Genomic DNA, 24,111 nt, shown 5'->3' on the forward strand with positions numbered 1-24,111 from the left:
CAATAAGGATAGCTGTTAGCGTATGGAAGAGCATGTTATCAGCTCTTCCATCTCTTAACCTTTAAAACTAGCCATAATTAAAGTTTGTCAGTCGAGTGGGAGTCGTCCACGCCTTTTGGCGCCGATGGAATAAAAAATGAACGTTGACGGATATAACCGCGAGTACAATATTGCAAGAAACAAAGCCGTAACCGGCTGTTTTGCCATGTTTGCGCTATTTTTTGGCATCACATGTTTGCCGCTTTTTTTCGAGGGCAGCAAAGACCTTATGATAACGGGATATCTCTATCCACTACTTTTCGGACTGGAGTTTCTGGCAATTTCCCCCCTTTATTATCTCTATTTCTACAAACGCGAGGGCATGGGGAGAGGGAATTTTCGTTTCGGCATTTTTATTATACTTTTCCTGTGTATTCTGTTGATCCAATTTCTGTTGCCTTTTGTCACTGCAGGCTATCAGACTGAAAACTGGTCAGCTTCACAGATGCGACTGGATGGGCATGTATTCTGGCTAAATGCCATTGTGATGATTCTATTGGTTCCTGTTTATGAAGAGATGGTCTTCCGCGGCTGTCTTTTCAGTGTGTTTAAATACTGGCTCGGGAATAACAATTATGCGGCGGCTGTCACTGTGTCTGTTGTATTTTCAGCCTGTCATTTACAGTACATAGACTGGCGATCGTTCCTGATATTATTTCTGGTTTCGCTGATGCTGGTTATCGGGAGAATAAAAACCGGCGGAATACTGATGCCAATTATTCTTCATGCGCTGATGAACGCGGTAGTAATTGGTATTCAGTATGTGTCATTCCTCCAGTATTCCGGAGAGGCTTAGCCATAGCGGGAATGAAATATGTTTCGTAAGGAAGCGCTCGAAAACAGGGATAAAACATGGTGTGGCAAAGCAGTATTACTACCGGGACTCTCCTCTCGGCTGGTTATAATTACCAGCGCGCTTTTTTTCGTCTGCTTCATTGTTTTAATTAGCACCGGCACTTATACACGACGTATTAGCGTGCAAGGTGAAGTTACCACCTGGCCGAGACCGGTTAATGTCTATTCCGGTGTCCAGGGATTTGTCGCGACACAGTTCGTCCGGGAAGGGGACCCTGTAAAAAAGGGTGATCCTGTTTATCAAATTGATGTCAGTAAAAGTACACGTAGAGGCGTGGTCAATGAGACTCAACGACAGGATATCGAAAACCAATTGAAGCGCATCGCCGAGATTATCACTCGCCTTAGAGAGAGTAAGGAAACCACTTTGCGGATGCTTGAGCAACAGAAAATACAGTATAGCGCCTCTTTTGAACGCTCGGCAGGCATTGTCAGGCGCGCTGAGGAGGGAATAAAATTAATGAAAAATAACATGGATAATTACCGACGGTACCAGCAGCAGGGGTTGATTAATAAAGACCAGTTAACCAGTCTGGTGGCCTTGTACTACCAGCAGCATAATAGTTTGCTCAGCCTGAGCGCGCAGCATGAACAAAATGCTCTACAGTTAACCAATCTGGAAAGTCAAATTCAGACGCAGGCGGCGGAATTTGACAATCGGGTTTATCAGATGGAACTGCAGCGTTATGAGCTACAGAAAGAGCGGATTAATACTGATGCGGGAGGCGATATTATCATTCGTGCCTCATCAGACGGCAAAATTGATTCATTAAGCGTCACCCCAGGTCAGATGGTCAGCGAAGGCGACAGTCTGCTGCAGATAATTCCAGAAAAAATACAACGCTATTATTTGGTTCTTTGGGTACCCAATGAAGCCGTTCCATATATTTCAGTCGGTGATAGGGTGAGTATACGCTACGAAGCCTTTCCGGCTGAAAAATTTGGTCAGTTCTCGGCAAAAGTCACACTCATTTCCCGGACGCCAGCCTCCTACCGCGAAATGCAGACCTATACGACCGCCCCGATTAACTCTGCGGCAGGTGCGGCTGCTTACTACAAAGTTGTGATTAGTCCAGAAAAGCAGGCTGTCAACTACGCCGGCAAGCGTCTGCCTCTGGAAAATGGCATGAAGGCACAGAGCACGTTATTTCTGGAAAAACGTAAAATCTATCAGTGGATGCTCTCGCCATTCTACGATATGAAGCGCAGTGTTACGGGGCCGATTCATGAACCGTAACCACTTCATATCATCCATCGAGGAGAAATTGGATCTGAAATTTCGGCGGCGAGTCCCGGTCGTTCATCAGACAGAAACGTCAGAATGTGGTCTGGCCTGTCTGGCGATGATATGCGGACATTATGGTCGTAATATCGACCTGATCGCCCTACGTCGCCAAATAAATCTGTCTGCCCGTGGAGCCTCGCTTGCCAGTGTTCAGCAAACCGGGATTGAGTTAGGGATGGAAAGCCGGGCATTGTCACTGGATCTCCATGAACTTAATGCTCTCAGAATGCCCTGTATCCTGCACTGGAATTTTAATCATTTCGTGGTGCTCGTCAGCGTACGTAAGAATCGCTTCGTGCTTCATGATCCAGCCAGGGGGCGAAGAACTGTCGGGACCGATGAAATGTCACAGTGCTTCACCGGAGTGGCGCTGGAGGTCTGGCCCGGAAGTACATTTGTGCAGGAAACGATAAAAAGCCGAATCGGAATACGGGCGTTAATCAGCAGCGTGCAGGGTATCCGGGGCGTACTGAGCAAAATTTTCTGTCTGTCGCTGATTATTGAAGCTATCGGCCTGGTGATGCCTGTCGGTACCCAATTGGTAATGGATCATGCTATTCCTGCGAATGACCGGGGACTGCTCATGCTTATCTGTGGAGTCCTGATGTTTTTTATTTTGGGGCGTACTTTGGTTAGCGTGATCCGCGCATGGTCATCCCTTGCGATGGAGTCATTGATAAATGTGCAATGGCAGTCGGGGCTATTCCGTCATCTGCTTCAGTTGCCGTTGACCTATTTTGAGCGACGAAAGATGGGCGATATTCACTCCCGCTTCAGCTCGTTGGATGCGCTTCGCGCCACGTTTACAACCAGTGTGGTGGGGGCAATGATGGACAGCATCATGGTTGCCGGTCTCTTGTTGATGCTTATCCTGTACGGTGGAAAATTGACGGTTTTTGTACTGGGCTTTACAGCGGTATATGTCTTCATTCGTATATTGACCTATAGCCGGTACCGCCAGCTGTCGGAAGAAGCGTTAATCACCGGAGCCCGTGCTGGTTCATATTTTATGGAAACACTCTACGGAATAGCTACGGTTAAAATGCAGGGAATGGCAGAACGGCGTGGGAGCCACTGGCTGAACCTGAAGATTGATGCCATCAATACCGGTATCAGACTCAGCCGTCTTGATATGTTCTTCGGCGGCATTAACACGTTTGTGGCGACGTGCGATCAGGTGACTATTCTGTGGCTGGGCATCAGTCTGGTTATGGAGAACCAAATGACCATCGGCATGTTTGTGGCATTTGGCGCATTCCGCGCACAGTTTTCTGACCGGGTAGGATCGCTGATCAACTTCTTATTACAGCTGCGTATGATGAGCCTGCATAACGAAAGGATTTCGGATATCGCGTTGAATGAAAAGGAAGAAAGAAAACCAGATTCAGGATTAAAGGCAACCATGTCTCCGGCCAGCCTGGAGATTAAAGCGCTAAGCTTCCGTTACGACAGCCGGTCAGCACCCGTCTTTAGCGGCCTCAGTTTCAAGATTCGAGCAGGCGAGAGTGTGGCCATTACCGGGCCCTCTGGTTCGGGGAAAACCACGCTGCTTAAAGTACTGTGCGGCTTGTCTGAACCGATATCAGGGGCTGTCTTAATGAATGGTACGGATATCAGGCAACTGGGTATAAATAACTATCATCGCTTGATCGCCTGCGTGATGCAGGATGACCGGCTGTTTTCTGGCTCTATTCGGGAGAATATCTGCGGATTCACTGAAAATGTTGATGATGCCTGGATGAGAGAATGTGCCCGGACAAGCAGCATTCATGACGTGATATTGGCTCTGCCAATGGGGTATGAGACGTTAATCGGAGAACTGGGGGAGGGGCTATCTGGGGGACAGAGACAGAGGATTTTTATTGCCCGAGCGCTTTACCGCCGTCCGGATATATTATTCATGGATGAAGCCACCAGCGCACTGGACGCAGAGTGTGAAAAAGACGTCAGTCTGGCAATGAAAAAGTTGAATATAACCCGAATAATTATTGCTCACCGTGAAACGACCCTGCAAACCGCGGACAGAATCATCACCCTCGGCGAATCCGATTAACAGCCAATATCCTACTCTATTGCGGCATTTGGTTCGCTATGTGGTTGAATAATGAACACAAGGCGGGATGGCTGGAGTGGCGGGGCCTGTAGCGAGTTATCCACAAACTATGCGATCTGATACCGACTCGTTTTGTGGATAACCTCAAATCTTTCGGGATACTTAATTCACTCTGCGTTATAAGTTTGCGCTATACATCACGATAATCAATGTCTTCACTCGGTACCCTTAATATAAGAATACTTAAACAAGGGGAATAGCATACCAATGAAAAAGAGCATTGCACTGACTATGGTGGCGCTGGCTTGTCTGGCGGCCAACGTCCAGGCAGCTGAGAAACTTGCTGGTAATGAAATACTTGCGGTACAAAAAGGCGGGGTGCCGGATAAAGTCTATACCCAGCATCAGCCGAAACTACGCATAGCAACCTATAATATTGGCAAGAATGAAGCTTCTGATAATGTGGCCGATTTTACGGCACTTAATTCAGCGATTAAAAAAATTAACGCCGATATTATCGCCGTTCCGGAAGTCGATAACAAAACCCAGCGCAGCCAGAAAATCGATCAGCTTAAGACGATTGCCGATGCCAACAATATGCATTATGCCTTTGGTAAAGCGCTTGATTTTGACGGCGGAGAGTACGGGCTGGGGCTGCTGTCAAAATACAAAATCCTGCATTCTCAGGTGGTGAAGCTGCCGTCAGGCAATGCGGAACAGCGCGTGGCGCTACTGGCGCAGGTTGATGTACCGGGTTTTGATTCCGCGCCGATTATTATGGTGACCCATCTCGACTGGCAAAAAGATCCCACCATGCGTACAGAGCAGGCTCGTTATCTTCTCGATTTGAGTATTGGCGATGCGGCGTCTGATTTTAAAGATATCGCTTCTTCAATTAAGATCCTGGCCGGCGATTTCAATTCAACCCGTGAAGAACAGCCGGTGAAAGAGATCGGTTATTTCTTTAACGAAGTGTCGAAGCAGGGGACCGATACGCGTAGCTGGCCTGCCGTTAACCCGGCTATTGATATCGACCATATTTTCACCTTCAAAGGGCAAAAGTGGGATGTGAAGAAGCTGGAGATTCCGCATAACTCGACGGAATTTAACTGGTCAGCGGCCAGTGACCATCTGCCGGTCATTGCTGAACTGCAACTCACCGAGCAGTAACATCGCCCAGGGCTCTTTGCAAAAGAGCCCTGATGCTATTCAATTCGCGCTAACGCTGTTTTTTAAGCCTCGGTAAAGGTTAATGAAAATTTAAGGGAAGGCGGTTATGTTAACAACATCACACTTCCATTAAGGTTTATTCATGCGCGATAAATATTCTGGCCTGCAGATAGGAATTCACTGGCTGGTCTTTTTACTGGTTGTCGTCGCCTACGCGGCGATGGAACTGCGCGGTTTTTTCCCGCGCAGCGACCGTCCGGTGATAAACATGATCCATGTCTCCTGCGGCATTTCCATTTTTGTCTTGATGATTGCACGACTGTTGGTGCGCCTGAAGTCTCCGGCGCCGCCGATTGTTCCTAAACCCTCGCCGATGATGACCGGTTTCGCCCATCTTGGCCATCTGGTGATATATCTGCTGTTTATCGCGCTACCGGCGATTGGCATGGCAATGATGTACTACCGCGGTAACCCGTGGTTTGCTTTCGGCCTGACGATGCCCTTTGCGGCGCAAAGCAACTTCGCTTTGGTCGACAGCCTTAAGGGGCTGCACGGCTTACTTGCCAATATCGGCTATTTCGTGATTGGCCTGCACGCGCTGGCGGCGCTGCTGCATCACTATTTATGGAAAGATAATACGCTGCTGCGCATGATGCCGCGCAAGCGTTGAGTACTACGCCTGACATGCCTGAACCCGCCCACCGGCGGGTTTTTTGTTTCCGTTAACTCGCCAATAAATGATTCGTGAAATGTTACTTATGCTGCAAATTTGTATCGAGTATGTAAATAAAAATGTCTAAACGAAACGAAAGGTTCTATAAGAATCTCAGTGCGGTGGATTGAATCCAGCCGGGAGGTCGTCGAAACGACACCCAGGCACGTTCAGCGGTATCCGCAGCGTCATTGGCTAAAACGCCTGCATTTTCAATACCGATGAGCAAAAGGAAAACCTGACATGACCGATAATATACCGGCCACTTCCCCTCCTGTCGCCGATGCGGGGGGCGCTGAACGCTTGAGCCCGCGCGAACAGGTGGTTATCAATAAATTGTTCCGTCGCTTAATTCCTTTTCTGTTTCTGCTTTTTATCTTTTCATTTCTTGATCGTATCAATATCGGCTTTGCCGGGCTCACCATGAGCCAGGATTTGGGACTGAGTAGCACCATGTTCGGCCTCGCGACGACGTTGTTCTACGCGATGTATGTCATCTTCGGTATTCCCAGTAACATCATGCTGGGGATCGTTGGCGCCCGCCGCTGGATCGCCAGCATTATGGTGGTTTGGGGGATAGCATCGACCGCGACCATGTTCGCGACCGGGCCAAATAGCCTGTATCTGCTGCGCATGCTGGTGGGGATTGCCGAAGCCGGCTTTCTTCCGGGGCTTCTGCTCTACTTAACCTACTGGTTCCCGGCGTACTACCGAGCGCGTGCTAATGCGCTGTTTATGATTGCCATGCCGGTGACGATGGCGCTGGGGTCGCTGGTCTCCGGCTATATTCTCAGTATGGATGGCATGCTGGCGCTTAAAGGCTGGCAGTGGCTGTTCCTGCTGGAAGGATTTCCATCGGTGCTGTTGGGGGCGGTAGTCTGGTTCTATCTTGACGACAGTCCGCAAAAGGCCAAATGGCTCACCGATGAGGACAAACGTTGCCTTGGCGAAATGATGGAGAAGGACAAACTACGACTGGTACAACCGAACGGTAGCGCCAGCCTGAGCGCGCTGCAGCAGGGGAAAAGCAGCCTCTGGCGCGACGTCTTCACCCCGGTGGTGTTGATGTATACGCTGGCCTATTTCTTTCTCTGTAATACCTTAAGCGCGCTCAGCGTCTGGACGCCGCTGATCCTCAAGAGCTTTAATCAGGGCAGCAGCAATATCGCCATAGGTTTGCTTAGCGCCGTACCACATATCTGTACCATTGTGGCGATGATCTGGTGGAGTAAACGTTCTGACCGCTTACAGGAACGTAAGCTGCACACGTTATTGCCCTATCTGTTTGCTGCCGCGGGCTGGATGCTAGCGGCGCACGGGGCAAATAGCGTGATGCAACTGTTGGGGGTAATTATGGCCTCGGCAGGGGCCTATGCGGCGATGGTGATATTCTGGACCACGCCAGATCAGTCCATCAGCCTGCGCTCACGAGCGATCGGCATTGCGGTGATTAACGCGACGGGTAATATGGGATCGGCCATGAGTCCGCTGTTATTCGGCTGGCTGAAGGATTTAACCGGCAGCTTTAACGCCGGATTTTACCTCGTGGCCGGGTTCCTGGTATTGGGGGCGCTGGTGGTATCGCGCATCCCAATGAAGGCCAGCCGTCCGCGAGCGACGCCATAAAAAAGATAAAGGAGTAGTGATGAGAGTGAGACGCGCGATACCCGATGAAGCCCCTGCGTTGTGGAATATCCGTAATCAGGCGATTCGCCATGGCTGTCATCAAAGCTATGGCGCTGAAGTGATTCACGCCTGGACGCCGGAACAGATGCCCGAAGGGTATCGTCACGCCGTTGCCGATAATCCGTTTTATATCGTGGAAAATAGGCTGGGCCAACCCGTCGCTACCGGCTATCTCGATATTGAGTCCTTAAGCGTGGAAGCGATCTTTACGCTGCCGGAGTGGGGCGGGCAGGGATGCGCAGATTTGATCATGAGGGCGGTTATTGCCGAAGCTCGCCGACGGGGGCTCGAAACGATTACGCTTGAGGCGACCCCCAATGCGGCGGGCTTTTATCTACGCCATGGCTTTGTTTCACAAGGCGAAAAGAGTCATTATTCGAAAATGGCCAACGCCGAGCTACGCTGTATAGCCATGAGCCTCACTCTCGATTAACGGTAAACCTGCGCCGCTATGCTATGGTTGTTAGCGGCGTTTCAATTTGCCACTTTAACTAAATAAATATAGTATACCCCCCTATATGATATGGAGGGCATCTCGTGCCACATTCACCAGAAGACAAGAAGCGTGCGCTTAGCCGCGTACGCCGTATTCGCGGGCAGGTTGAAGCGCTGGAACGCGCGCTGGAGTCCGGCGAACCCTGCATGACTATCCTGCAACAGATTGCCTCCATTCGCGGCGCCGCCAACGGTTTGATGGGCGAGCTGGTGGAGATGCATCTGCAGGATGAACTGGTTAGCGGCGATACCACCCCGGACCAACGCGCCGCCCGCATGGCGGAAGTCGGTCACCTGCTACGATCCTATTTAAAATAAAATCACGACGAGGAATGGACAGTATGAAATCACGTGCAGCAGTTGCCTTTGGCCCCGGTCAGCCGTTAAAAATCGTGGAGATTGACGTCGCGCCGCCAAAGAAAGGCGAAGTTTTGGTAAAAATCACCCACACCGGCGTTTGCCACACCGATGCTTTTACTCTCTCTGGCGACGATCCGGAAGGCGTGTTCCCGGCGGTGTTGGGCCATGAAGGCGGCGGTATCGTCGTTGAAGTCGGCGAGGGCGTGACAAGCCTGAAACCTGGCGATCACGTTATTCCGCTGTATACCGCCGAGTGCGGCGAATGCAAATTCTGCAAGTCTGGCAAAACTAACCTCTGCCAGGCGGTCCGCGCCACGCAGGGGAAAGGTCTGATGCCGGATGGCACCACGCGATTCTCCTATAACGGCGAGCCGATTTATCACTATATGGGCACCAGCACCTTCAGCGAATACACCGTTTGCGCCGAGATTTCTCTGGCAAAAGTTAACCCGCAGGCGCCGCTGGAAAAAGTGTGTCTGTTGGGCTGCGGCGTCACCACCGGTATCGGCGCGGTACATAATACCGCGAAGGTGAAAGAGGGAGACAGCGTCGCGGTGTTCGGGCTGGGCGGTATTGGCCTGGCGGTGATTCAGGGCGCGGTGCAGGCGAAAGCCGGACGCATTTTGGCGGTCGACACTAATCCGGATAAATTTACCCTCGCCAAAGAGATGGGCGCCACCGACTTTATCAACCCGAACGACTACGATAAACCGATTCAGGACGTGATTGTCGAGCTAACCGATGGCGGCGTTGATTTCAGTTTTGAATGTATCGGTAACGTCAACGTCATGCGCGCGGCGCTGGAGTGCTGCCATAAAGGTTGGGGTGAGAGCGTCATCATCGGTGTCGCGGGCGCCGGTCAGGAAATCAAGACCCGTCCGTTCCAGTTAGTCACCGGCCGGGTATGGCGCGGATCCGCCTTCGGCGGGGTGAAAGGGCGTAGCCAGCTACCAGGAATGGTTGAAGACGCGATGGCGGGTAAGATTCGCCTCGATCCGTTTATCACCCACCGGTTGCCGCTCGACCAGATCAACGAAGCCTTCGATCTGATGCATGAAGGTAAATCGATTCGTACCGTGATTCACTTCGGTGATAACTAAGTATTGCTGATAGCGAAACCCGGGCCATTTATCGCCCGGGTTGACTTCTGGTTGCGTTAATACTTGCGCCAGTGCTCATAGCCGGATTGCCAACGTCGCTGCTCCCGCCGCTCTCTCTCACGCTGAATATCGGACTTTTGATCTTCCCAGATGGGACAATCAGGGCCGTTTGCCACTTCGCAGGGGGCCGAAACATCGTTTAGCGGATTGACCTTTTTCTCTTCCCACAGCGTCGGGTCGCGTAAATCCACTTCTGGCGCTTTCAGCGCCTGGGCCGAGGTGGTTGCGGCTAATAAGAGTGCGCCGATCGGTAGGTGATAGAGGGCTCCTTTCATCTTTTATCCTTGTCATGTTGTTATTGATAACTGTTCGCAATAATAACATAACGTAATAAAACATTCTAAAATCAGAACCTGCCGAAGAAACTTATAGTGCTGACTCAGGGATCATATTGATCTTAAATTCTCCCGGCATAGTCGATATCGCTTCTACGGTTAAACCGTTTTTATCGGTTCTGCCCTTAAAGACTATACCGTCTGGCGTGGTGATTTGGTAAGGGAGATAGGGCAGCGGCATACCCGTATGCGGATTCTTCAACACAAAGTCGTGGCGATAAAGCTGTGGTGGTTCCTCGTTGGCGCATCCCGATAGTAACGCGGCCAAAAGCAGCGCGCTTGAGCCTTTCATCAAAACCATGATGGCTTCCTCCCTGTTTATCCAGCCTGAGAAATGAGCTTCCATAGTAACAAAAGCCTGAAGATCGGCGCCTAAATGGAATCTGAAACCGGGGAGATAAAGAAAGGCCCCTGAACGGGGCCCTGGTTTTATTTTTGATCGGGTAAAGCGTAAGCGATGATGTAATCGCCGCGATCGGGAGACTGACGCGCGCCGCCGGCGTTGATAATGATGTACTGCTTACCGGTTTTCGGTGAAACGTAGGTCATCGGGCCGGATTGGCTGCCCACCGGTAGGCGAGATTTCCAAATCTCTTTGCCGTTGGCGGTATCAAAGGCGCGCAGATAGAAATCCTGGGTGCCGGCGAAGAACAGCAGACCAGACTGGGTAGACAGCGAAGCTCCCAGCGTTGGCATGCCGATAGGGATCGGCATATGCATGCGGATACCCAACGGACCGGTATCTTCTACCGTACCCACCGGAACCTGCCAGACCAGCTTACCGCTTTTCAGATCGACCGCCGACATGGTGCCGAACGGCGGCTTCTGGCAGGGGATTCCCAGCGGCGACAGGAAACGCTCACGCATTGCGCCATACGGCGTACCTTCCATCGGTACGATACCCATTTCGATACCGCTGGCATCTTTGGCCACTTTCGCTCGCGGCACCATGTAGTTAGCCAGTCCAAGTCGCATGTCATTGACGAACATCAGGCCGTTATTCGGATCAACCGACACGCTGCCCCAGTTCATCCCGCCAAGCGAGCCCGGATATTGCAGGGAGCGGTCCTCACCTGGCGGTGTAAAGACACCCTGATGGCGCATCTCTTTGAACTGAATACGGCACAGCAGCAGGTCAACCGGGGTGGCGCCCCACATATCCGATTCTTTCAACGTTTCGTTGCCGATCATCGGCATGCCGACGGAGTACGGTTGCGTCAGCGAGTAGCGTTCACCTTTAACGTTACCAGCCGGGACCGGACGTTCTTCCACTTTAGCGACCGGTTCGCCCGTCGCGCGGTTAAGCATAAAGATCATGCCCTGCTTGCTGGTTTGCACCAGTACCGGCGTCGTACCGCCTTTACCGTCCGGCAGATCGTACAGCAGCGGTTGCGAAGGCAGGTCGAAGTCCCACAGATCGTGATGGGTGGTCTGGAAATGCCAGCGCACTTTACCGGTGGTCGCATCGACCGCAACGATTGATGAGCTGTATTTATCATCTAGCGCCGTACGTTCGCCGCCGAAAAAATCTGGCGTGGCGTTACCGGTTGGCAGATAAATAAGATTCAGTTTGGCATCGTAAGACATTGCGGACCAGACGTTCGGCGTCCCGCGCGTGTAGGTCTGTCCCTCCGGAGGTACGCCGGTCAGTTGCGGATTACCCGGATCCCAGGCCCAGGCCAGTTTACCGGTATGCACGTCAAAAGCGCGAACTACGCCCGGTGGTTCACCGGTGGAGTAGTTATCCGCGATGCGACCACCAACGACAACAAGGTTACCGGCCACCAGCGGGGTAGAGGTCTGCTGATAATAACCAGGTTTGATTTCCCCCATGCCGACGCTGAGATCGACGGTACCGTGTTCGCCAAATGCTTCACAGGCTTTACCAGTATCGGCATCGATTGCGATCAGACGCGCATCGGTAGTCGGCAGGAAAAGGCGGCGGGCACAGGCGGCAGGCTGAGTCCCGGCAACGGCATTAGCCTGTGCCTGGCTATCTTCGTAGTAGCCTAAACCGCGGCAACGTTGCCAGTTCGGCGCCGTCGCTTTCGAGTCGTAGCGCCATTTTTCTTTGCCGCTATCGACATCCAGCGCCAGGACTTTGCTATATGGCGTACAAACATAGAGTGTATCGCCAATCTGCAGCGGTGTATTCTGGTCTTCCGCGCCGGAACCGTTACTCTGCGGAATATCGCCGGTATGGGCAATCCAGGCAACCTGTAGCCGGTTGATATTGTTTTTATTGATCTGATCCAACGCGGCAAAACGGTCGCCGTGAGTGGTATTACCCCAGTGCTCCCAGTTTTTTTGTTCTTCACCTGGCTGTACCGGTTTTACCGGCACGGGTTCGCTGGCGCTGACCAGCGGCTGGGATTTGAACATCCAGCCAAAGCTGACCAGCAGTACCACGGCCAGCACGCCCGCGAGGGTGAAGGCCGCGCCTTTTTTGGCCGGAGCGCTGGAAAGGAAAGGCCAAACAATGGCGCACAGAAAAGCCAGAACGCCAAGCGCAAACAGGCGTGAGAACAGCGGCCAGTAGGTCCAGCCTGCGTCGCTGATAGCCCAAACAATGGAAGCTGCGAAGGCGACGGCATAAAGAACGATACCGCCGCGACGATTGCGGAAAATAAGCAGGGAGGCGATAACCATCACCAGTCCCATAATGGCGAAATACCAGGTGCCGCCGACGCTTGCCAGTTTGGCGCCTAAAATGCCGATTGCCAGACCGATGATTAACATCAGTCCGGCGAGTAGCCACTGCAGGATCCGGGGGAATCCGCGCGGCACGTTGCCCGTAGCCATGTTGTCTCCTTATACCACCCCTTGCCAGGCGTGTACCAAATGAATCAAGTGCAAATGGAAGTTGCTTTTGAGTGAAGCTCTGAAAAGCTTCATAAAGGTGATTTCAAAAGATGAATTCATTTCACATGAACCAAATGGTGAAATCATGGCTATGATAAATCTGTTAATGAAATGAGCGCAAATGTTAATGAATGATTTCGCACTAATTGATTAGCGTGATGTATATATTAAGTGGCAGAAGAATGAACGTAGCGGTGCCATTACCCCAATGTGTTGATTCGGGGTAACGGCCATTGAGGGTCAGGCAGGCATGGATTTGCGTATCGCGCTCAGTAGAGTTTGCGCCCCCTGCGACAAGCTGGCGTCCACCCGGGTAAGAATACCGATAGGCTCGCCGGCGCCTTCGGTGGCGATAGGTAATGAGGTTAACAAACCGCGACGCAGGTCGTCTTTCACCGCGCCGGAAGGGACGAACCAGACATAATCGTAATCGACGGTGAGCTGGCGCGAAAGCGAGGCCGACAGCGTTTCAATACAGCCGGGAGGAATTTTACAGCCCTGGCTTTGCAGTAGCGTTTCCGCATTCTGCCGCGGAATGGTCCCTTTTGGTGAGACCACTACCGGCCATTCCATCACCCGGCTGAGCGTTACCGTCTCCTGCAGTAGCGGGTGGCCGGGGCGGACGACCAGTTTTAGCGATTCAAGAAACAGCAGTTCATAGTTGAGGCCGCTCATGAGCTCCGGATCGGACATGCGCCCAATACCAATATCGACATCGCCGGATTTCAGCCCCGCCAGCAGCATGGTGTTATTCATGGTGGCGACCTGTAAGGTGATGTCTTTTTGCTGTTTATGAAATTGACCAATCACCGTAGGCAAAATACCGAGCGCTGCGGTTGGCAGGGCGCCAATTCGTACCACATCGCTATTCATGCCCTCTTTACGATTGAGAGCCTGGCCCGCGGTATTGAGGGCATCCAGCACCTTGACCGCATGGGTAAGAAACTGTTCGCCAACCAGCGTCAACTGCGCGCCAAGCCGCCCGCGCTCAAAGAGCCGGGTACCGGTCAACTGCTCAAGCTCGTTGAGGGTTTTTGATAGCGCAGGTTGGCTAAGATTCAGGGTTTCTGCCGCCCGCCCCAGGGTTCCCTGTTGTGCGACGGCGACAAAAGTATGTAAATGGCGCAAGCGAATGCGCTGACTGAAGAGACCATTTTTTTCCATAATCGATGTTAAAAACAGAGCTGTCTCGGTAGCAAGCGAAGTTGTTTAATTTTGATAACTAGTTAGCAAAATATTATTAACATTTGATCTTATTGTCTTACAAGTCATTTCTGTCAGGCGCGATAAAAAGCCCCGCACTCGGCGGGGCAAGGAAAAAAGGGATGTTTTGGTGGGAAATTAAATATCGAAGAACACGGTCTCTTTATCGCCCTGTAAATAAATATCAAAGCGGTAGACGATTTCATCTCCACGCACTTCACGTTGCGCGATAAGCGTCTGGCGGCGAACTTCCCACTCAATCAGATTCAGTACCGGATCCTGTTCATTTGCCGCCTGTTCATCAGCGAAATACATCCGCGTATTCAGGCCAATGTTGATACCCCGCGCCACCACCCACAGATTGAGGTGCGGCGCCATCACACGTCCGTCACGGCCGACGACCGCGCCGGGTTTGATGGTTTGAAAGCGCCAGACGCCGGATGCAAAGTCTGAACACGTGCGCCCCCAGCCGCGGAAGTTCGGGTCCAGAGCCTTACTCTGCTGACGGTCGTCGGGATGGTTATAACGCCCGTCGGCGTTAGCCTGCCAGAGTTCCAGCAGCACGTCGCGTACCGGCGTTCCGGAACCATCGAAAACCCGGCCTTCAATCGTAATACGTTGGCCTTTGGTTTCCGCGCTCACTAAGTTGGGGCCGAAGTTTTTTTCGAAAATATGAAACCCTGCAGCGTCCGGCGCCAGACCAATATGCACATAGGGCCCGGCAGTCTGCGAGGCGGTTTCAGCTAAATAGTCTTTCATTGGGCGGCCCCCTGAGTACGATTTTCGAACAGCGTGGCGCGGTGGCCGCGCAGCACAAGGTCAAAACGATAGGCCAGGCTGTCGAGCGGCACGGCGGCGTGGGTATCCAGCTCGGCAATCAGGGTACGCACGGCATCATCGTTATTGATGGTTCTGACAATCGGACACTGTTTAATAAGCGGATCGCCTTCAAAGTACATTTGGGTAATCAGCCGTTGCGCCCAGGCATCGCCGGAGAGCGAAAAGTGAATATGCGCCGGTCGCCAGTCGCTAACCTGATTACGCCACGGGTAGGGGCCGGGTTTGATCGTGCGAAAACAGTAATAACCGTTTTCATCGGTCAGTACCCGTCCGCAGCCGCCGAAGTTGGGGTCAATCGGCGCCAGATACTGGTCTTTCTTATGACGGTAGCGGCCGCCGGCATTGGCCTGCCACACTTCGACCAGCGTATTTTTCATTGGCCGGCCAAAGCCGTCGCGCACGTAACCGTGGACGATAATTCGTTCGCCAATCGGCAGGCCGTCTTTGGCGTAGTTGAGAATGAGATCGTTATCCAGCGGACCAAGGTCTTCGCTGCTGAACACCGGGCCGGTAATCTCAGAAAGTGAATTTTGCAGGGAGATGAGCGCATTGCGCGGCGAGCGTAGCACGCTGGTTTTGTATCCCGGCGCCAGCGCCGGCGGATGGCTATTGTAATCGCGATGTACAACCTCGCGCGGTGACCATTTATTATTCATAGGGTACTCCATCAAACGGAAGAGAGGCATGTTGTTGTAATTTCGCCAGAAACAGTCTCTGTAAATGTTTTGTTAATTTAAAGTGAAATTAAATCTAATTTTTCATAACCAGCGGTTATGATTTGTACAGGCGAAACGCGGTAGCAGGTTATCCGCATCACAGTTTGTAAATTCTTCCCGCCACTCTTAACGCGCTTTCCTACACTCCAGGAAGTATTCACTGGAGGTAAGACATCATGGCGAACACCATCACGGCTGATGAGATTCGGGAAAACTTTTCACAGGCTATGTCGGCAATGTACCAGCAGGAAGTTCCGCAGTATGGAACCCTCCTGGAGTTGGTGGCGGATGTGAATCTGGCGGTCCTGGAACACAACCCGAAATTACATGAACAATTGGCTAATGCCGACGAACTGGCACGGCTGAACGTTGAGCGCCACGGCGCGATCCGCGTGGGAACGGCGGAAGAACTGGCGACCCTGCGTCGCATGTTTGCCATTATGGGGATGTATCCCGTTAGCTATTACGATCTGTCGCAGGCTGGGGTACCCGTGCATTCTACCGCTTTTCGCCCGGTCGATGATGCGGCGCTGGCGCGTAACCCGTTTCGCATTTTCACCTCCTTGCTGCGTCTTGAACTGATCGGCAACGAGGCGTTGCGCCAGCAAGCGGCGGATATTCTCGCGCGTCGCGATATCTTTACGCCGCGCTGCCGTGAGCTGATTGCGTTACACGAAGATAGGGGGGAATTCACGGCAGCAGAAGCGCGCGAATTCGTCAACGAAGCGTTGGAAACTTTTCGTTGGCACCGTCACGCCACCGTTGACGAGCAAACCTATCACGCACTGCATAATGAGCACCGGTTGATTGCCGATGTGGTCTGTTTCCCCGGTTGCCACATCAACCATCTGACGCCGCGTACGCTCGATATCGATCGGGTTCAGGCGCTGATGCCGCAGTGTGGTATTGAACCGAAAGCGCTCATTGAAGGGCCACCGCGCCGCGAGGTGCCGATTTTATTGCGACAAACCAGTTTTAAAGCGCTGGAAGAGCCGGTGATGTTCGCCGGTGAACATAAAGGCACGCACAGCGCGCGCTTTGGCGAAATTGAACAACGCGGCGTCGCGTTGACGCCGAAAGGACGAGCGCTGTATGACCGCTTACTGAATGAGGCCGGGGTCGGTAAAGACAACCTTAACCATCAGCGCCATTTGCAGGAGGTCTTTTGCCAGTTTCCTGACAGCGAATTTCTGTTGCGTCAGCAGGGGCTGGCGTGGTTCCGCTATCGCCTGACCCCCGCAGGAGAAGCGCACCGCCATGCTTTTGGCCCCGGCGACGATCCGCAACCGCTGATCGAACGCGGTTGGGTAGTCGCGCAGCCGATTGTTTATGAGGATTTTTTACCGGTAAGCGCCGCGGGGATCTTCCAATCAAATCTTGGCAACGAAACCCAGGCCCGCAGCCACGGTAACGCCAGCCGTGACGCTTTTGAAGCGGCGTTAGGCTGTGAGGTCCTCGATGAGTTCGAGCTATATCAACAGGCGGAGGAACGCAGTAAACGCCGTTGCGGTCTGCTCTAAAATCGGTACTCTGCATGGCATAACTTGCAAGAGGACGTTGTTATGCAGAATTCATCTACGCCGCTTGTGAAAACGCGGCAGGGCACGCTATCCGGCACCAGTGAACAGGGTATCCATATCTGGCGCGGTATTCCCTACGCGCAGCCGCCGGTTGGCGAGCTGCGTTGGCGTTCGCCGCAGCCACCAGAGCGCTGGCAGGGCGTGCGTCAGGCCGATACCTTTTCCGCCGCCAGCTGGCAGGATATCGAATATTGTCGTGAACTGGGCGGCGGCGATCCTGGCCGTTTCTCAGAAGATTGTCTGTATCTCAACGTGTGGGCGCCCGCCGCCCGCTCGCAGCCGCTCCCGGTGATGGTCTGGCTGCACGGCGGCGGCTACACCATCGGCGCCGGCAGCCTGCCGCCCTACGACGGTAGCGCATTGGCCAGCCGCGAGGTGGTGGTGGTCACGGTGAACTATCGTCTTGGACACCTCGGCTTTTTCGCTCATCCGGCGTTGGAAGGCGAAGAGGGCGAGCGGTTGTATAATTTTGCGCTGCTCGATCAGATAGCCGCGCTACGCTGGGTACAGGACAATATCCACGCTTTCGGTGGCGACGCCGCCAATGTCACCTTGTTCGGCGAATCCGCGGGGGCGCGCAGCGTCCTGTCGTTAATGGCGTCGCCGAAAGCGAAGGGATTGTTCCATAAAGCGATCGTACAAAGCGGTTATACCTTACCGGATTTACCGCGGGAAAAGGCGCTGGCGAAGGGAAAGCTGCTGGCGGAACATTTTTCTCTTGCCGATGCCAGCGCGGAACAGCTGCGGGCAATCCCTGCCGATGCTTTTTGGGCGCTGACAGCGCCGCTGAATATTGGCCCGGCGCCGATTGTCGGCGATGCGGTGCTACCGGAGCCTATGCTCGACACGTTCTTTAAAGGACGTCAGCATGCGATGCCGGTGATGATTGGCTCCAATAGCGATGAGGCTAGCGTGATGGCGGTATTTGGCGTCGATATTGCCGGGCAGATTCAAAAACTGCGGCGCGAACGCCGTTTTGGCCTTGGGCTTATCAAACTGCTGTATCCAGGCGTCAAAGGTGATGAAGCGTTAGGCAGAGAAGTGTGCCGCGATATGGCGTTCACGACTTTGGGGTATGTTGTCATGCAGGCGCAGCAGCGTCTCGGGCAACCGTGCTGGCGCTACTGGTTTGACTATGTGGCCGAAGCGGAACATGAAACTTATCTCCATGGCGCCTGGCATGGCAACGAAGTGGTTTACGTTTTTGACAACCTGACCCGCGCCGAGCCGGTGTGTCAGTACGCCAGTGAGGCGGATCAAGCCTTCGCCGCGCAGGTCGCCGACTACTGGACTAATTTTGCCAGGCTGGCAGGCAATCAGTGCAGCGAGTTAACGGGCCCTGTACGCTGGCCTGCCTGTCAGCGTGGGCGGGACCGTTTATTGCGTATCGGACTCAACAAGCGCGCGGGCTTTAAAGTGGAGAACCGCTTTATGCGCGCGCGGCTGGCGCTGTTTCGCCGGGTGATGAAGCATCATGTGACGCTGGATTAACCAGCGCGGCGCGAAAGCGCGCCAGACCGTCGGCCTTACTTTGCGAGCGGCGAACGACCAGCCGGTAGCTGGCGCCGGTTTTGACGCTGAGCGAGAAGGGGCGACATAGTCGCCCGGTACGAAGATCCTCCGCAACCAGCGTTTCGTCCGCCATGGCCACGCCGAGCCCCTGCATCGCGGCGGTGATGGCGAGGTCCATGGTGTCGAAATATTGGTTTTTATGCATTTTTAGCGCAGGTTCATGCGGGAAGTGCGCCAGCCACAGCAGCCAGTCGGTTTTATCGCGCGTCGGATGGAGAAATGTAGTGCCTGATAGCTGGGGATCGCACGGCGTATCGGGACTGGCCACCGGCGTGAGGGCCTCTTCAAACAGCAAGTCGCCGGCGCTTTGATGGGTGCCGAAGATAATCGCCGCGTCGTAGGGCTCAGTCTTAAAGTTGACGCTATGCTCGGTGGTGGTGGTCAACGCCACCTGCAATTCCGGATAACGTCGTTCTATCTCCAGTAGTTTCGGCACCAGCCAGCGGATCGCACAGGTAGGCGCTTTCAGGCGCACGACAGTTTGCTGCTGGCGCGCCTGCTCGGCTACCGTTAACAGGCGGCCGAATGCCGACTGCAGCTCAGGATAAAGCGCGCTGCCTTGCGGAGATAGCCGCAGCCCGCGGGCGTGGCGTTCAAATAGCGGGAAGCCAAACCAGCTCTCCAGCGCGGCGATCTGTCGGCTGACCGCCCCCTGCGTCAGGCACAGCTCCTGCGCGGCATGGGTTAAGTTGAGATGCCTCGCGGTTATCAGAAACGTTTCTACGGTATGAAAAGGCAGGGCGCTACGCGACATGTTGGCTCCAGCTATGCATTTTGATCATGGGCAGTATGCCACGCATCGTTGCGAAATTGGGACGATGCGTCCCGTTTTTGCCATCTAATCGTCATCCAGTGCTTACACTATTATTAGTCTCGTTGATACAACGTCTCTCACCGATTAGTTGATGTGTATAAAAGGAGCCACCATGTCTAAACCTTATGTTCGTCTGGATAAAAATGATGCGGCAGTATTACTGGTTGACCACCAGACCGGGCTGCTCTCACTGGTTCGTGATATCGAGCCGGATAAATTTAAGAACAACGTCCTTGCTCTCAGCGATCTGGCTAAATACTTTAAACTACCGACGATTCTGACCACCAGTTTTGAGAATGGCCCTAATGGCCCATTGGTGCCGGAACTGAAAGAACAGTTCCCTGACGCCCCTTATATCGCTCGTCCCGGCAATATTAACGCCTGGGATAATGAAGATTTCGTCAACGCGGTAAAAGCCACCGGTAAGAAACAGCTGATTATCGCCGGTGTCGTCACTGAAGTCTGCGTGGCCTTCCCGGCGCTGTCGGCGATTGAAGAGGGATTCGACGTCTTTGTGGTGACCGATGCTTCCGGTACTTTTAACCCGATCACCCGTGATGCGGCGTGGGATCGTATGTCTCAGGCGGGCGTGCAGTTAATGTCGTGGTTTGGCGTGGCCTGTGAGCTGCACCGCGACTGGCGCAATGATATTGAAGGATTGGGAACCCTGTTCTCTAACCACATTCCGGATTATCGGAACCTGATGACCAGTTTTAACCTGTTGAGCAAGAAATAAACAGCTGGCGGCCAGTTTTCAGGCCTGGCCGCCGCTTCAATCAGACGGGATTATTCACTCATCGAGGCGACAGGGTGCGACTTTGTACGTTGATTTTTCAATAGCCGCGTCGCCAGTACGCCAGACATCATCGACCCATTCACATTCAGCGCGGTACGCGCCATATCGACAATTGGCTCAATGGCGATAAAAATGCCGACCAGCGCCACCGGGAAGTTGAGCGTAGACAGGACAATCAACGCCGCAAATGTCCCGCCGCCGCCGACGCCTGCGACGCCAATTGAGCCCAGAGCGATAGCCGGAAGTAAGCTGGCTAAAAACGAGAACGACAGTGGGTCGATACCTAGCGTGGGCGCAATCATGGCCACCATGATGGCCGGATAGATTCCGGCGCAGCCGTTTTGCCCCATACTGGAACCAAAAGAGGCGGCAATGTTGGCGATGGTATTCGGCACGCCGAATTTTTCCTGAGCGGTAATCGCTAATGGAATCGAAGCCGCGCTGCTGCGGGAAACAAAAGCGAAGGTAAGCACCGGCCACACCGTTTTAAAGTAGCGCAGAGGATTTTGACCGCTAATAGTCAGCAGAATCGCATGCACGATAAACATCATGGCGACTGCCAGATAACAGGCGGCGATAAAGCCTAGCAGGCTGGTGAATTGCGCTAGCTGATAGGTTGAAAAGACTTTTGCCATCAATGCGAGGACACCGTATGGCGTCAGCGCTATGACGATACGTACCATCTTCATCACCCAAATTTGAATCGCGTTAATCCCGCTACTTAATTTTTGACCTTCCTCCGGCGCCTCTTTTTTCACCTTCAATAACGCCACGCCGGCCAGCAGGGTAAAGATGACGATGCCGATAACCGATACGCTGCGCGCGCCGGTCAGGTCGAGAAAAATATTTGTCGGGATCAGCGAAGTGACCAGTTGGGGTAGCGAAACGGCTGCGGTTTTGCTGACGTCTTCGGCGGTCAGCGTCGATTGCATATGGCTGAATGCGCTGGCGTCGAGACCGATCAGGTTAGCGGTAAACAGGCCGACCCAACCCGCAATCATTACCAGACACAGCATGCAGGCGACGATGGTTAAGGACATTCGGCCAATACCGGCGCTATTTTCGAGTTTGTTAATCGCTGACAAAATTGAAATAAAAATCAGCGGAACCGCGACAAGTTTCAGCAAATTAACATAGCCGTTGCCGACGATACTGTACCAATCAATGACCGTTTTACGCGGTTCGTTGGCAATGAAATGGAGCGATAATCCGAGAAGGGCGCCGAGAAAGATAGCGATAAAAACGCTTTTTGATAACGAGTTGCTTTTTTGGTCGAGTTTAAAAAGTCCCCATGATGCGATTATAAATAACGCGATATACGCTGGCGTAATAAACATAAGATTTGCCTCTTGCCCCATTCAGCACCTGAAATGCCGGAAAGAGATATATTCTAAATTTCTCTAAGACGGTCAGTAGCCTTAGAACCGCTGGGGATTATAAAGAATTGAATAGTATAAGGCATACAAAAATTGTGGTTTATGGCCTGAGTGTTAGCCCCGTCATGTTTTAAAGGCGTCCTGAGCCATGATCGGAATGCATAGCTCTTATGATAACAATTCGCTTGTCGCCTGAAGTCGCTTTGGTTTGAATGGATATGCAAATAAAACGAGAAAGGATTAATCATGGCTCTTAGTGCTTCGGTCACCACTCGCTCGAAATTGCCGGATGTCGGCACCACGATTTTTACCGTTATTGGCCAGCTTTCAGCGCAGCATAACGCGATTAATCTCTCTCAGGGTGCGCCTAATTTTGCCTGCGACCCACATCTGGTGGCCGGCGTGACGCAGGCGATGACCGCCGGACATAATCAATACGCGCCGATGACCGGCCTGCGGGCTTTAAAAGAGCGTATCGCTGACAAAATCGCCACGTTATATGGCACGCAATATGATGTCGATAACGAAGTGTTGGTTACCGCTAGCGCCAGCCAGGGGATCTATTCCGCCATTGCCGGGCTGGTACATGCTGGCGACGAGGTGATTTACTTTGAGCCTTCGTTTGATAGCTATGCCCCGATAGTGCGTCTGCAAGGCGCGACGCCGGTGGCGATTAAGCTCACCGTGCCGGATTTCGCGATTAACTGGGACGAGGTGCGCGCCGCGATTACCCCGAAGACGCGGATGATCATCATTAATACGCCGCATAATCCAAGCGGCCAGGTACTATCCGCCGACGACCTTAATCAACTGGCGATGCTGATCCGCAATACCGATATCGTGGTTTTGTCCGACGAAGTCTACGAGCACGTAGTCTTCGACGGCGAAAAGCATCACGGCATGGCGACCCATCCGCAGCTAGCGGAACGCAGCGTGATTATCTCTTCCTTCGGCAAGACCTACCACGTGACCGGCTGGCGGGTTGGTTATTGCGTGGCGCCAGCGGCGCTGATGGATGAGATCTGCAAGGTACATCAGTTCCTCATGTTTTCTGCCGATACGCCGATGCAGTACGCTTTTGCAGAGCATATGCAGAACCCGGCTTCATGGCTGTCGCTGGCTGCTTTTTATCAGCAAAAGCGTGATTTGCTCCAGCAACTGCTGCAAGACTCGCCGTTCCGCTTATTGCCGAGCGCCGGCTCTTTCTTCATGCTGGCGGATTATCGCCATTTCAGCGATGAGCATGACAGCGAGATGGTTAAGCGGCTGATTACCGAATACGGCGTCGCCACGATTCCGCTATCGGCATTTTATACCGATGGTACTGATAACAAACTGATTCGGCTCTCTTTTGCCAAAGATGAAGCCACATTGCGGGCTGGCGCGCAGGCGCTGTGCCGCGTTAAGCCGCGTTAAGGAGCCAGACGATGAAAATAAAAGCCCTAACTCTTGCTTTGGGAATGCTGTGTACCGTATCAAGCTTTGCCGCCAGCGAATTACGCTACGGCGTGGAGGCGGAATATCCGCCGTTCGAAAGCCGTAATCCGGCAGGGGAGTTGCAGGGTTTTGATATTGACCTCGGCAACGCGATTTGTCAGGCCGCGCAGTTGAAATGCAGCTGGGTCGAAACCTCCTTTGATGCGCTCATTCCGGGACTGGTGGCGAAGAAATTCGACGCGATTAATTCGGCGATGAACATTACCGAACAGCGGCGCAAGAGTATTGATTTCACCCAGCCGATCTACCGTATTCCTTCACAGCTGGTGGGCAAGGCCGACAGCGGTATGCAGGCGACGCCGGATGGGCTGAAGGGCAAAACCATCGGCGTGCTACAGGGCTCGATTCAGGAAACCTTTGCCAAAGAGCATTGGGAAAAACACGGCGTCACGGTGGTTTCCTATAAAGACCAGAACATGGCGTGGGCCGATCTGCTTAACGGCCGTATCGACGCCTCGCTGGTGATGTCCGCGGCCGGGCAGGCCGGGTTCCTCAGTAAGCCGCAGGGTAAAGGATTCGGTTTTATCGGTAAGCCGGTGGCTGATGATACGATTCTGGGCAGCGGTATTGGCTACGGCTTGCGCAAGGGCGATGAGGCAACTAAAAAACAGCTCGACGCGGCAATTGATAAAGTGCGCGCCGACGGCACTATCACCCGCCTGGCGGCGAAGTACTTCCCCGGTATCGACGTCAGTGTGAAATAAT

22 protein-coding genes are annotated in these 24,111 nt (G+C 53.1%); 14 read left to right on the plus strand and 8 right to left on the minus strand.

Annotated features, from left to right (window positions below):
• Positions 1–136: 136 nt before the first annotated feature.
• From PGQ95_RS06745 to PGQ95_RS06785, 9 genes are all read left to right on the plus strand, one after another.
• Entirely contained in the window at positions 137–835 is a 699-nt protein-coding gene (locus PGQ95_RS06745) for a lysostaphin resistance A-like protein (protein WP_430917408.1), read from the plus strand.
• A gap of 18 nt (positions 836–853) precedes the next feature.
• The gene (locus PGQ95_RS06750) at positions 854–2,131 is read left to right on the plus strand and encodes an HlyD family secretion protein (protein ID WP_430917410.1); all 1,278 of its coding nucleotides are present in this window, start codon (positions 854–856) and stop codon (positions 2,129–2,131) included.
• On the plus strand, positions 2,121–4,232 hold the full coding sequence (locus PGQ95_RS06755; RefSeq protein WP_430917412.1) for a peptidase domain-containing ABC transporter: 2,112 nt from the start codon (positions 2,121–2,123) through the stop codon (positions 4,230–4,232). The genes PGQ95_RS06750 and PGQ95_RS06755 overlap by 11 nt, the downstream gene beginning before the upstream one ends.
• Positions 4,233–4,499: 267 nt before the next feature.
• Positions 4,500–5,402, plus strand: coding sequence for an endonuclease/exonuclease/phosphatase family protein (locus tag PGQ95_RS06760; RefSeq protein WP_087859493.1), 903 nt, complete (start codon positions 4,500–4,502; stop codon positions 5,400–5,402).
• A 142-nt stretch (positions 5,403–5,544) separates the two neighbouring features.
• Positions 5,545–6,072 carry a cytochrome b561 gene (gene cybB / locus PGQ95_RS06765; RefSeq protein ID WP_087859494.1) on the plus strand — a complete coding sequence of 176 codons (528 nt, stop codon included), beginning with the start codon at positions 5,545–5,547 and terminating at the stop codon, positions 6,070–6,072.
• Positions 6,073–6,357: 285 nt separating this feature from the next.
• Complete coding sequence (gene hpaX / locus PGQ95_RS06770) at positions 6,358–7,740, plus strand: 4-hydroxyphenylacetate permease (RefSeq protein WP_430917414.1); 1,383 nt, start codon at positions 6,358–6,360, stop codon at positions 7,738–7,740.
• 19 nt (positions 7,741–7,759) lie between these two features.
• A complete protein-coding gene (locus PGQ95_RS06775; RefSeq protein ID WP_430917416.1) occupies positions 7,760–8,233 on the plus strand; it encodes a GNAT family N-acetyltransferase in 474 nt (157 codons plus the stop codon).
• A 104-nt stretch (positions 8,234–8,337) separates the two neighbouring features.
• Complete coding sequence (locus PGQ95_RS06780; RefSeq protein ID WP_015705585.1) at positions 8,338–8,613, plus strand: metal/formaldehyde-sensitive transcriptional repressor; 276 nt, start codon at positions 8,338–8,340, stop codon at positions 8,611–8,613.
• Between the two features lie 23 nt (positions 8,614–8,636).
• The gene (locus PGQ95_RS06785; protein WP_045393936.1) at positions 8,637–9,755 is read left to right on the plus strand and encodes an S-(hydroxymethyl)glutathione dehydrogenase/class III alcohol dehydrogenase; all 1,119 of its coding nucleotides are present in this window, start codon (positions 8,637–8,639) and stop codon (positions 9,753–9,755) included.
• Positions 9,756–9,811: 56 nt separating this feature from the next.
• Here PGQ95_RS06785 and PGQ95_RS06790 read toward each other — a convergent pair whose 3' ends face one another.
• The 6 genes from PGQ95_RS06790 to pcaH all read right to left on the minus strand — a co-directional run bounded on the left by PGQ95_RS06790 (position 9,812) and on the right by pcaH (position 15,711).
• Positions 9,812–10,090: a hypothetical protein gene (locus PGQ95_RS06790; RefSeq protein WP_430917418.1), complete on the minus strand. Its 279-nt coding sequence runs from the start codon at positions 10,088–10,090 to the stop codon at positions 9,812–9,814.
• A gap of 91 nt (positions 10,091–10,181) precedes the next feature.
• Complete coding sequence (locus PGQ95_RS06795; RefSeq protein WP_228302256.1) at positions 10,182–10,496, minus strand: hypothetical protein; 315 nt, start codon at positions 10,494–10,496, stop codon at positions 10,182–10,184.
• A gap of 83 nt (positions 10,497–10,579) precedes the next feature.
• The gene (locus PGQ95_RS06800; RefSeq protein ID WP_430917420.1) at positions 10,580–12,952 is read right to left on the minus strand and encodes a glucose/quinate/shikimate family membrane-bound PQQ-dependent dehydrogenase; all 2,373 of its coding nucleotides are present in this window, start codon (positions 12,950–12,952) and stop codon (positions 10,580–10,582) included.
• 300 nt (positions 12,953–13,252) lie between these two features.
• A complete protein-coding gene (locus PGQ95_RS06805) occupies positions 13,253–14,176 on the minus strand; it encodes a LysR substrate-binding domain-containing protein (RefSeq protein WP_045382604.1) in 924 nt (307 codons plus the stop codon).
• A 177-nt stretch (positions 14,177–14,353) separates the two neighbouring features.
• Positions 14,354–14,974 (minus strand): protocatechuate 3,4-dioxygenase subunit alpha, encoded by a 621-nt coding sequence (pcaG, locus tag PGQ95_RS06810; protein WP_087859503.1) that lies wholly within the window; start codon positions 14,972–14,974, stop codon positions 14,354–14,356.
• Complete coding sequence (gene pcaH, locus PGQ95_RS06815; protein WP_087859504.1) at positions 14,971–15,711, minus strand: protocatechuate 3,4-dioxygenase subunit beta; 741 nt, start codon at positions 15,709–15,711, stop codon at positions 14,971–14,973. Before pcaH ends, pcaG begins: the two co-directional genes overlap by 4 nt.
• A gap of 236 nt (positions 15,712–15,947) precedes the next feature.
• Here pcaH and hglS point away from each other — a divergent pair, with 236 nt between their 5' ends.
• Positions 15,948–17,291 carry a 2-oxoadipate dioxygenase/decarboxylase HglS gene (hglS, locus tag PGQ95_RS06820; RefSeq protein WP_087859505.1) on the plus strand — a complete coding sequence of 448 codons (1,344 nt, stop codon included), beginning with the start codon at positions 15,948–15,950 and terminating at the stop codon, positions 17,289–17,291.
• Positions 17,292–17,333: 42 nt separating this feature from the next.
• Positions 17,334–18,842, plus strand: coding sequence for a carboxylesterase/lipase family protein (locus tag PGQ95_RS06825; protein ID WP_213316176.1), 1,509 nt, complete (start codon positions 17,334–17,336; stop codon positions 18,840–18,842).
• Here PGQ95_RS06825 and PGQ95_RS06830 read toward each other — a convergent pair.
• On the minus strand, positions 18,781–19,677 hold the full coding sequence (locus tag PGQ95_RS06830) for a LysR substrate-binding domain-containing protein (RefSeq protein WP_087859507.1): 897 nt from the start codon (positions 19,675–19,677) through the stop codon (positions 18,781–18,783). The two genes, PGQ95_RS06825 and PGQ95_RS06830, sit on opposite strands and share 62 nt — an antisense overlap.
• A 172-nt stretch (positions 19,678–19,849) precedes the next feature.
• On the opposite strand from PGQ95_RS06830, the gene ycaC reads away from it, so the two are divergent.
• Positions 19,850–20,473 carry an isochorismate family cysteine hydrolase YcaC gene (ycaC, locus tag PGQ95_RS06835; RefSeq protein ID WP_015366381.1) on the plus strand — a complete coding sequence of 208 codons (624 nt, stop codon included), beginning with the start codon at positions 19,850–19,852 and terminating at the stop codon, positions 20,471–20,473.
• 50 nt (positions 20,474–20,523) lie between these two features.
• On the opposite strand, the gene PGQ95_RS06840 is transcribed toward ycaC, so the two are convergent.
• Positions 20,524–21,870: a cation:dicarboxylate symporter family transporter gene (locus PGQ95_RS06840; RefSeq protein WP_430917422.1), complete on the minus strand. Its 1,347-nt coding sequence runs from the start codon at positions 21,868–21,870 to the stop codon at positions 20,524–20,526.
• A 285-nt stretch (positions 21,871–22,155) separates the two neighbouring features.
• Between PGQ95_RS06840 and PGQ95_RS06845 the strand changes: the two genes are divergently transcribed.
• Together PGQ95_RS06845 and PGQ95_RS06850 are read left to right on the plus strand one after the other, a co-directional pair.
• The gene (locus PGQ95_RS06845; RefSeq protein WP_087859509.1) at positions 22,156–23,325 is read left to right on the plus strand and encodes a pyridoxal phosphate-dependent aminotransferase; all 1,170 of its coding nucleotides are present in this window, start codon (positions 22,156–22,158) and stop codon (positions 23,323–23,325) included.
• 11 nt (positions 23,326–23,336) lie between these two features.
• Positions 23,337–24,110, plus strand: a complete 774-nt coding sequence (locus tag PGQ95_RS06850) for an ABC transporter substrate-binding protein (RefSeq protein WP_087859510.1) — start codon at positions 23,337–23,339, stop codon at positions 24,108–24,110.
• Position 24,111 lies beyond the last annotated feature (1 nt).

The sequence above is a fragment of the Klebsiella sp. 141240 genome, from assembly GCF_050600805.1.
GTDB lineage: Bacteria > Pseudomonadota > Gammaproteobacteria > Enterobacterales > Enterobacteriaceae > Klebsiella > Klebsiella aerogenes.